The following is a 10,601-nucleotide window of genomic DNA, read 5'->3' on the forward strand; positions in this document are numbered from 1 at the left end:
TTGGTCTACAGCATATCCTCCTGAACTATTCTTAAAGTGAATCTCATTACTTGTTTCAGCAAATAAGTCCTTTTGATCTGATTTTAATACTTGACCAAAAGCTTTTAACAGGCCGTCAGTATCTTCTACCTGCATGGCAAAAACAGCTTCTATATCTCGCAAATAATTGAGATCAACAGATTTAAGATACGCCCAAAATTCACCTTCCTCATTTTTAAAAATTAAACTATCTACAGTTGTACTTTTTGAGACATGATGAAACACATTTTTTGCAACGCTTAATTTTTGATTTTGCATTAGCGATCTACATTTATCATAATTTTTAGCTTTATAAAACTGAAAGGCTTGATATATATCAGTTGCCAATTTTTGTGAGTGTGATTGTTTGCTTTGCGGCTCACCATCGCCAGCAAAAGAGATATTACTTAGAATGATAAGCAGAGATGTTAATAGATTTTTCATGGCATTTTTAATTTTATTCACTATCCAAAATTAACTTCTTTAAAACGCTCATACATCCGTATATCTCTGAATTTTACGAATAGGGGATTCACGTAGTAACGTGATTCACCATCTGCATAGTTTTGTACTATTAAATTACACGTAATATTTTTTGATTATATCCTAATTTTTAATTCCTGGATATTATTCATTCATATATTATGGTTTTACTAAGACTGTATATGTTTTAATAGATAAATAATTAATAAAAAATGTCAATTACATTAAATATTTTGTTTGTAGAGGACGTATTAGAAGACTTTGAATATGCTCTTCTAGAGCTAGAGAAGAATTCGCTATACTTTGAAGCTACACGTGTAGATAGTAAGAACCAGCTTATTGAAGAACTTGATAAGAATAATTATGATTTAATAATCTGCGATAACCAACTTCCTTCAATGGATGCTAAATGTGCTTTGAAAATAACACGAGAGCTTAATGAAGAAATTCCTTTTATTATATGTTCAGGTTCTTTGGGAGAAGATCAAGCTGTTGAATTAATGAGACTAGGTGCAAATGATTATATTAATAAATATAATCTCAATAAGCTCGTGCCTGTAATCAAGAGGGAGATTAAGGACTATGAAAACAAGAAAAAAAAGGCTCAATTTCAAAAAGAACTAGTTTTAAGTGAGCTTAGATATAAAAAGCTTACAGAGAGTATATCAGATATATTTTTTGCCATCGACTTCGATTATAAAATAGTTTTTTGGAATACAGCTGCTGAAAATGAGCTGAAAAAGGATGTTAATATAAACGACAAACTATTCGAACTATTTCCTGAATGGAAGGATGAAGAAATAGCAGATTCAATCAAAAGAGCCATGACAACCAGGCAACCTAAATCATTCAGTTTGACAACCTATATTTCTAACGAGCTTGTACACTTTGAAGGTAGAGTAGCATCCTCTGATAAAGGAGCCTCAATTTTAATTCGAAATATGACTGAGACCTATTTAAATAGTATAAAGTTAGAGAGAGTTAATAATGAATTGGAGGCTCTACTATATCGCACAAATCATGATTTAAAAGGGCCATTAAGTTCCGTTCAAGGATTATTGAATATCATGAAAATAACTCCTGATTTTAATACTACACAATTTATAGGTATGATGTCTGAACGCATCAATCACTTAGATAAAATATTAAACAAACTTACAGATATCGCATATATCAAGTACGGATCTTTTAAACAACAAGAAATAGATATCAAACAAACTATTGAAGAAATAATTTCTTCAAATATGCGAAACGGGAACTGGTTAAATTCAAAAATTGAACTTAACTCTGATAAGAATCATAGTATTAAGATTGACCTAATGTTATTTAACATAATTATTAAAAATCTAATTGATAATGCCGTGGCTTTTGGAGTGAGTGAAAATGGAGAAGTTCTGATAACAATGACTTTATGTAAGTTAGAAAAGTCACTTTCTATAACCATGACAGATGAAGGTAAAGGCATACCTCCAGATATAAAAAACAAAATATTTGAAATGTTTTATAGAGGTAATGAAAGTTCGACTGGTTCCGGACTTGGATTGTATATTTTAAAAGAAGCACTTTGTAAAATAAACGGGGACATTATACTCGATAGCGAATTTAAAAATGGGGCAAGATTTAAGATAAATATACCATTTACAGAAAGTCCGATATAATTAATGCTTTCATACTTTTTGTGTTCTAATTTTTTGACCAATTTTTTTCGATGGGCCAAAGGAATTAGAAGCAAAGCAGAAACTCTGAATCAATGATCATTTCCTCTATTGAAATGATCATTTTGTAGGTATGGCGGGGGGTTATGAGCTATGAATGATGACGTTAAAAATGTCTCAATTACTATTTTATCAACTGGCTATGATTTTCAAGATATCTTTTATTACCAGCGTTTAATGAATCAATCCTTTCTTTTCCAGTTATTCCAAGCGTTTCAATTGGAGTTTTTGTGAGCTCCGAAGATAAAATGATCTTGCCAGCTTGATCAAAACTGATTAAGTGCTTATCAAATAAGGCATCATAATCAGGTGATAAAAGGATTCCGTTGTCAACATCCAATCGTTCTTGATCATTTGAATCTTTCCATGGTTGGATATGGGAGGCAATTAGAATACGGGTATCATTGTAACCACTTGCCGCACACTTGTAAGACCATCGATGAAGTATACTTTTTCTGTAGGCACCTTGCCCAACTCTTGAAGTAACTAAGCCACTTCGTTCGGTTGAGTTCGGTTGCTTTATTTTTACATACGCCTCTCTGGGATCAGCAACCAAGTTAGATGACTTCAGCTCATCAGGAATGGTGTATTTTGATTCTCCTACTCTATTAAAAAAGAATTTTATTCCTATTCTTGAGTCACCAGTTAGATCAAGTGTTTCGAAGTAATCACAATCAATGAAACTTAGTTCACTAACATACTTTACCCTTCCTTGGGCTACATATTCAAACAGAAACACACGCTTTCCGGTACTTAAGTGCTCTCTTAGAGCCAAATTTCCTTTGGTGAACTGCATGTCGCCACTCTGTCCTTCACCGGTATATGAAAAAACATCCTCATTCAACCACTCATCTTTGTAGCCATATTGCTCACCACTTGCTCCCGTAAAAATGAAGATATACGGAGTTTTAGCAGAAGAACTTATGCCACTCTGCCAATTTCCTCCATACATTTGATGGATATCTCTTCTCCGATATACTTGTCCTGCATTGAACATGACAAGTACAATTTAACAAATTCTGCTATTTAGTCATCAACCCCGCCAACTTACACCTCCCACCCCAATCAAAGGAAAAACCGTTTGGTGCGTTCCGGGGATTACTTCATGGTGGAGCGATATATTCTTTTTGTCTTTGTACAACTTCAAGCACTCCAAAAACAAAATCCGGGCTTATCTTAAAAATTCACCCCTACATAAATGTTTGGCTCAAAAAGAAAGTATCTTCTCCATTTGTCGTCCAACTCCTTAAATCCATCAGGGGCATTGTTATCAAACATCCAGTGCTGGCAATGAACCTGGGGCTCTATGAAAAACCGTTTTTTCTTACCAAATGCAATATGGTAGCCCAGATGATACGAATTATAAAGTTTAAAGCCATTGCCAAGTTTATTACCGTCAAGATCCATGTAGGTTTGAAATTGCGGTAGCACTTCTACAGTTGCGAATAGCCCTTTCCATAACATACGCTGGTACGTGATGCCTATTCCACTTTCTCGTACATGTCCGGGATAGAACTCACTTTCTGTCTCTAACTTATCCAAAAGACCATCCCACCAAGTGATTCCCATCGGTTGAAACAAACGCCACGTAGCGAACTTCAAACCTATGATGTTCTTATTATCGAGGTTGCGCTTTACATGAAGCTCTATGTGTTGCGTATGTTTTCGGTCGTCCCAGGAATCCATAACAAGTTGTGGCAAAGTAATTACAGGTGTACTTATCCTGTACTTATGAGCAACTTCAGTTTCTCTACCCAATGGTGAGTTGTTTTGAGCGAAAACACTAAGTGTACTAAGAAATAAAATAACTGCTAATAGATTTTTCATGATGTCATAATTTTTAAAGGTCCGATTGTTGACAGGGAATCATCATTTGATAACTATTTCCGCTGCTTTTTTGAATTGATAATGTAAAGATGAAGTGAAAAAGAGGGTGAATCGTCCTGAAATGAAATAGCAGACGTTTTAGTAGATTTCAGGACTTTTTGCCTGAGCATTGATTATTTTTGAATCTTAGCTTCTAAAAAGTTGATCAATCAAAAGTCCATAGCAGTACTCCCTTTAGATAATCTAAGTTCAGATACTGAAAATGAATACTTTGCTGATGGAATGACGGAAGAAATCATTAATGCGTTGAGCAAGATTGATGGTTTAAAAGTAACAGCCAGAACATCTTCTTTTGTTTTCAAGCATAAAAAAGAAGACGTCAGAATTATTGGAAACCAATTGGGGGTTAGCACAGTACTTGAAGGTAGCATCAGGAAACTGGATGAACGCATTCGTATCACTGTTCAGCTCATCAGAACCGACAATGGTTTTCATATATGGTCGGAGAGTTTTGACAGGCAGTTGGCCGATATTTTTGAACTGCAAGACGAGGTGAGTCTGTTAATAGCCGAGAAGATCAGGGAAAACTTCGGGCACTTGAACCTGGAAGATCATCTGGTGAAAGCGCCAACCTCCAACCTGCAAGCCTACAATACTTATTTGAAAGCGCGTTACAACCATTTAAAATGGGACGAAGAAGGTATTAAAAAAGCTATTGCCCTTTATTCGGAGTGTATTGAAACTGAACCCGGTTATGCAGATCCTCATTTCGGATTGGCCTACTGTTTTGCCATGGCCGGATCGTGGTGGCCGGATCCTGAATTATTAAAGCAGGCAGAATTTCATATACAGGAAGGGTTCAAATTAGACGACCAGGCTGAACTTGGCTATTATGCACAAGCTACCTTAAGTTTCTGGGGGCATTGGGACTTTCAAAAGGCACAGGAAAATTATATCAAAGCCATACAACTCAATCCTACCTTTACAGAAGCTGAAGAAGGTCTTGTTGAGTTATATACGGCCACCGGAGATTTTGAAAGTGCCTTGAAGCATGTAGAAAAAATCCTCCACATCAATCCGCTTTCCCCCAATCACTTCTTTACCAAGGCCAATATTTTTTACTTGAAACATGACTACAGTCAAGCAGAGAACTTCGCAGAGCAGGCCCTGTTTTTAGATCCGGGCTTTACACACGCTATTGCATTAAAACAGCTATGTTTAATTCATAGCGGAAAACAGGAAGCATTGAATAATTACCTGCATGCAACACCTCTGACAGAGAGACCCATTGTTTGTAAAATGCTATATGATTTTGTTAATAAAACGAAACCATTTGACGAAACTGAAATCGACAGTATGGTGAATGAAGAAGGAGCAATTACTTTATTCCCATGGAATCTGTTTATCAACACACAGGCTGGTAGGATAGGTAAAGCTTTGGCGGAACTGTCAGATGCCGTACAGCGGAGATTGGGCCAGTATGTCAATTTTAAACATAGCCCGTTCCTCCTGCCCCTGCATACCCATGCGCAGTTTCAAAAGTTAGCTGCCAGTAATTTAACAGGGAGTGTTTCAAACCCAACACTTGCAAGCAGGGAAGAAAAAGTTTCTATTCTTTCGAGGGAAGAGGCACAACCTTATATAGATAGCCTGACAGAACTGATGGAAAAACAAGCTGTTTATTTAGATAACCAGATTTCTTTGAGGTCAACGGCAGCTATGATTAACATCTCGCCTAATAAGCTATCGTTTTTACTCAACGAGTTTATAGGTAAAAATTTCAACGAGTTTGTCAACGGGTACCGGCTTGAAGCATTCAAGGAAAAGGCACTGGATTCAGGTAATAGTCACCTTACCCTTCTCGGTTTAGCTTTTGATAGTGGCTTTACATCTAAATCAGTCTTCAATGATTTTTTCAAGAAAAATACCGGTATTACTCCCAAGGCCTGGGTGAAACGAAACCAGGTGAATTAAAGCATGCACACTTCTCTTAAAGTTTCGTGCATTCTATTAATATATCCATCATTAATAGAACCGAACCTTTAGAAGCTTCCAGTTGATTCAAAGTACCCGCCAAATAAAAATCCAGATCAGGGCAGTAGAACATAAAAGTGCCATTCAATCCGCTGTGACCAATAACTACCCATTCCGGTAGGCCGGAAGAAAGTTCATTAAAATTGATTTTTCGCAGGCCATAGCCATATTCCATTCCTTTTGTTTCGTCAACCCATTGCTGCATTTTGTTTAATGTTTCTTCTGACACCAAATTTCCATTTAACAAAGCCACTTGAAAAGTGATCAAATCTTTTCCTGTAGAAACAACGGCTCCACCAGACCAATCTGCACTTAAACTTTCAAAACTGCCTATCTCATAATCGCTGGCATACATTTCTGCCATTCGAAGTGTAGGTTTACTTGCCTCAGACCTTCTGTTCAGATAGGTATGATTCATTTCAAGTGGACCGAAGATATTCTTTGCCAGAAACTCATTAAATGCCATTTCACTGACCTCTTCAATGATCATCCCCAATAATACGTACTCTGTATCCGTGTAATAATATCCGGCTCCGGGAGCAAATGAAGGCTTGAAATGGGCTTTGGAATAGGTAATCAATTCTTCAGGCTCCCAAAATCGGTCAGGTTGTGTCATTATCAAATCAAACATGCTTGGTGTACCGTCTATGGTCTTTCTTTCGAAGTAGTCAGCCACGCCTGATGTATGTTGCAGTAAATGTGAAACTGTAATTGAATCTCTGTAGTCGACTTCATTTAATACATGTAATCCATCCATTATCGCATCTGGTAAATACTTCGAAATGGGATCATCAAATTTGATCTTGTCTTGGTCAACCAGTATGCCTATTGCAGTTGCGGTAAAAGTCTTACCAACACTTGCCGTATAATAAGGATGTGCGTTAGTTACTTTCATGCTGTCTTTAAAGGCACCTTTAGCTATGTGGTATTCAAAATCACGGGAAGGTGAGTAAACAGAAAGAAATGCATTGTGTATAGTTTCCTTTTGCAATTCTCTTTCCAAACGAATGTCCAATTTTCCAATCACACTATCCCGACTGTCCTGAGCCATGAGAGATGTAACAACTGTAATTCCTATAAGTAATAAACCGAGTTTTTTCATTGCTTTACGATTTTGATTTAATACAAATCTCTCTTTTTAATACATATTGATCGTCCGGCATTTCACTCCGAATGAGATCCTGAACTTCTTTAATCCGGTATGTAACCTTTAATGAAAAACTTCTTCTATCAAATGTTACAGGAGGTTAAACATAAGATAAATGAATAAATAAGTCCTGATTTTCATTCATCTGTCCCATTATATATTCTGAGACGAATAACATGGCATGCTACGCTAGTTTTGAGCCATCATTTAATTCTAAAACACAAAATACAATGGCAGCTTTAATAAAAAAAATAACCCTGTTAATGATTACAGTGCTTGCAGTAGCTATGAGTGCTTGCAGCGACAATGACAATGATCCACAACCAAAACCGGCTGAATACACTTCCGCAGAGGCATACCTTGAAGAAATTGGATTTTCAGGAAGCGTGTTAATCCGTAAAGGAGATACAGACCTGATAAGAAAAGGATTTGGAATGGCTGATAATTCAAGCAGTATTCCGAATGACCCCTCCCTCATTTATAGAATTGGCTCCATAACCAAGTCTTTTACTTCAGCGGCAATAGTGAACCTGAAGCGGGATGGACTTATTGAGAATTTTGATCAGCCACTAAGTGATTTCAATGATGAATTCCCTCATGGTGACCAGCTCACAATCAGACATCTGATGACACATCACTCAGGAATTCCTGACTATGTAGGGACGGTAGAAGCTTTCGCAAAGCAGAACAACTATTTCTTTGATACCGGTGAAATCTTCGAAATCATCACTGAGTCGATAGAAGAAGATGGATTAATCTTTACACCAGGTGAATTCTTTTCCTATTCCAATTCCAACTACCTTATTCTGGGAATCCTAATCGAGGAGCTTACAGGAAAAGGTTATCAGGAATACTTGCAAGAAAAAGTTTACGAACCACTTAACTTGTTTAATACAGGTAAAGGGCCGGATGAGATTTTGGATGCAAAAAGAGCAAAAGGATACAATAACGGCCTGGAGGTTGAAGCTTATCAAATGCAAATCGCCTTTAGCGCAGGTGAAATAGAAAGTACTTTGTCGGATCTGGAAAAATGGGGTGATGCCATGCTTAGTGATTACTATACCAATGAAGAGAAAGAAGCCGTATTGGTTACGCCTATCGGTCAGGATGGTGTCAACGCACCGGGTGCAGGCTGGTTCACGCTGAACATTCAAAATCAGGTAATCTACCATCATGGTGGCGATATTGCAGGCTTCACAAGCTTTATAGCCCTTATCCCGGAGTCTAATGGACTCATTATCCTTCTAAGTAACGAGCAAGATAAAGGTGAACAGCGAAATCAGATTCTTGAAACCATCATGAAAAACGAATTTTAAGACAGCCCTGTAAATGGAAGAAAATGAAAAAGATAATTATAGCAGGTGCCACAGGGTATTTAGGTAGCCACCTCGTTCAAGAACTACAAGGTCAGAATATCTCGTTTCAGGCGATTGCAAGAAATGAGAAAAAGCTTCTGCAACTCGGTTTAGGCTCAAAGCAAATCATTAAAGCCGAAGTTACAGACCCAACTACGCTTAACGGTCAGTTTCAGGGAGCAGATGTTTTGATTTCTACCGTTGGCATTACAAGACAGAAAGATGGGCTGACCTATATGGACGTAGACTATCAGGCCAATATGAATCTCCTTAATGAGGCCATGAAGGCAGGCATTAAAAAATTCATTTATGTGTCAGTTATCAATGGAGAAAATATGAGGCACTTGAAAATCATGGAAGCCAAAGAGAAATTCGTGGATAAGCTTAAGCAATCTGGTATGGACTACCTAGTGGTTCGGCCAAACGGTTTTTTCTCAGATATGAAAGACTTTCTGGACATGGCCCGTAAAGGAAAGGTGTACCTATTCGGTAATGGTGAATACAAATTGAACCCCATTCATGGTACTGATTTGGCAAAAGCTATTATCGAATCGTTGGATGTAAAGAATGAATTGATTCTGGGAGGGCCGGATATTCTTACACAAAATGAAATAGCAGAAATAGCCCTGGAGGCATGTGAAATGCCTAGTGGAATTGTCCACCTTCCGGATTGGATCAGGAAAATGACTATTGGTTTAATGAGGATATTTACTTCATCCAGAACATATGGTCCCATTGAATTTTTTCTCACCATGATGGCTCAGGATAATATAGCTCCCAGATATGGGATTCATCGTTTAAAACCATATTTTGTCAGGGAAGCAGATCTGCTTAAAGAAGATTAAGTGGCTCAGGTGACACACAAATCTGGGAGGAGTAGTTACTTCTAAGAATAATCCTTATACTTAAGAAAACCGGAATAACTAAACGGCCCAAGATGACACGAAAAAAAACTCTTTTGCAAAGAGTCGCTGATATTGGTGTAAGGGAGAATTTCTTAGTAACTGAGAAAAGGTATTTGCAGGTATCCAATATAGCCGCCATGCTAGGGGTTCTTTTCAATACCTTATGGATGTCCATTGCCCTATCCATTTCGGAAATAACAAGTGCTGTATGGAATGGAGTATTGGGCTTGATGTTTCTGATGGTCATGGTGCTCAACCGGAAAGGAAGCCGGGTAGTTGCTTCAGTCTGGCTGGCTAGCTCCGCATACATTTCAGTTCTCGTATTTCTTTACTTGTCCGGATACGGGTCAGGGATTACCACTGTTTGTTTTCTGATCATCATCTTGCCCTACATGACTTTCCCACGAAAGGCAAGAGCTCTTGCCCATGGTTTCAGTGTAATGGCTTGCCTAACTTTAATTATTGCCGTTGCTTTTCAATCAGAATTCTATGCACACAATGACATGGATCCCTATTTATCGCAGATTGTTAATATGGGCATGACGGCATTCATTTGTCTCGCCTTAATTTGGAGCTTGTCTGTGCTGATTGATCGATCTGAAGACTCATTAATCGCAGAGCAGAAAAAATCAGATGACCTTTTGCATAATATTCTACCTAAAAAGATCATAAAAGACTTGAAAGTACATGGTAAGACCATTCCCAAGCGGCATGAGCATGTTTCGATACTATTTACTGATTTTGAAGGATTTACCGAATTAGTGGCCACCATTCCGGCCATCACCCTAGTTAATGAGCTGAATGACATCTTCGGGCGATTTGATGAAATCATGGAGGAAACCGGCATGGAAAAGATTGAAACCATTGGTGATGCCTATATGGCTGCATGTGGCCTTGAAGATGAGATTACGAATCATGCAGTAACGTGTGTCAGAGCCGCACAAAAGATGCAATCCTACCTGGAGGAAAGGAATAAGAACCACAAATTACAATGGAACATGCGGGTTGGAATACATTCAGGAGCTGTAGTGGCCGGTGTGGTAGGCAAAAAGAAGTTTGCCTACGACCTGTTTGGAGATACGATAAACACGGCCAGCAGAATGGAATCTGCAGGCGA

Annotated in this window: 9 protein-coding genes; 5 read left to right on the forward strand and 4 right to left on the reverse strand. The window is 37.9% G+C overall.

The annotated features are described in order from the left end of the window. Positions 1–462, reverse strand: a 462-nt coding sequence (locus RLO81_RS08085; RefSeq protein WP_350109826.1) for a hypothetical protein, incomplete at its 3' end; no start/stop codon positions are given. Between the two features lie 251 nt (positions 463–713). Here RLO81_RS08085 and RLO81_RS08090 point away from each other — a divergent pair. Beyond that, positions 714–2,159, forward strand: a complete 1,446-nt coding sequence (locus RLO81_RS08090) for a hybrid sensor histidine kinase/response regulator (RefSeq protein WP_350109829.1) — start codon at positions 714–716, stop codon at positions 2,157–2,159. A 181-nt stretch (positions 2,160–2,340) separates the two neighbouring features. On the opposite strand, the gene RLO81_RS08095 is transcribed toward RLO81_RS08090, so the two are convergent. Together RLO81_RS08095 and RLO81_RS08100 are read right to left on the reverse strand one after the other, a co-directional pair. Then, positions 2,341–3,213 carry an SRA domain-containing endonuclease gene (locus tag RLO81_RS08095; protein ID WP_350109832.1) on the reverse strand — a complete coding sequence of 291 codons (873 nt, stop codon included), beginning with the start codon at positions 3,211–3,213 and terminating at the stop codon, positions 2,341–2,343. Between the two features lie 179 nt (positions 3,214–3,392). Next, positions 3,393–4,043 carry a hypothetical protein gene (locus tag RLO81_RS08100; protein ID WP_350109835.1) on the reverse strand — a complete coding sequence of 217 codons (651 nt, stop codon included), beginning with the start codon at positions 4,041–4,043 and terminating at the stop codon, positions 3,393–3,395. Between the two features lie 201 nt (positions 4,044–4,244). Here RLO81_RS08100 and RLO81_RS08105 point away from each other — a divergent pair, with 201 nt between their 5' ends. Continuing rightward, entirely contained in the window at positions 4,245–6,017 is a 1,773-nt protein-coding gene (locus RLO81_RS08105) for a tetratricopeptide repeat protein (protein WP_350109838.1), read from the forward strand. Between the two features lie 16 nt (positions 6,018–6,033). Here RLO81_RS08105 and RLO81_RS08110 read toward each other — a convergent pair whose 3' ends face one another. Continuing rightward, positions 6,034–7,179 (reverse strand): serine hydrolase domain-containing protein, encoded by a 1,146-nt coding sequence (locus RLO81_RS08110; RefSeq protein ID WP_350109841.1) that lies wholly within the window; start codon positions 7,177–7,179, stop codon positions 6,034–6,036. A 275-nt stretch (positions 7,180–7,454) separates the two neighbouring features. Between RLO81_RS08110 and RLO81_RS08115 the strand changes: the two genes are divergently transcribed. The 3 genes from RLO81_RS08115 to RLO81_RS08125 all read left to right on the forward strand — a co-directional run. Beyond that, entirely contained in the window at positions 7,455–8,540 is a 1,086-nt protein-coding gene (locus RLO81_RS08115) for a serine hydrolase domain-containing protein (protein ID WP_350109844.1), read from the forward strand. Between the two features lie 23 nt (positions 8,541–8,563). After that, positions 8,564–9,424, forward strand: a complete 861-nt coding sequence (locus tag RLO81_RS08120; protein WP_350109847.1) for an SDR family oxidoreductase — start codon at positions 8,564–8,566, stop codon at positions 9,422–9,424. A 92-nt stretch (positions 9,425–9,516) separates the two neighbouring features. Next, positions 9,517–10,601 (forward strand): adenylate/guanylate cyclase domain-containing protein (locus tag RLO81_RS08125; protein ID WP_350109850.1); only part of this gene is annotated, 1,085 nt, incomplete at its 3' end.

The sequence above is a fragment of the Fulvivirga sp. genome, assembly GCF_040220315.1.
Taxonomy (GTDB): Bacteria; Bacteroidota; Bacteroidia; order Cytophagales; family Cyclobacteriaceae; genus Fulvivirga.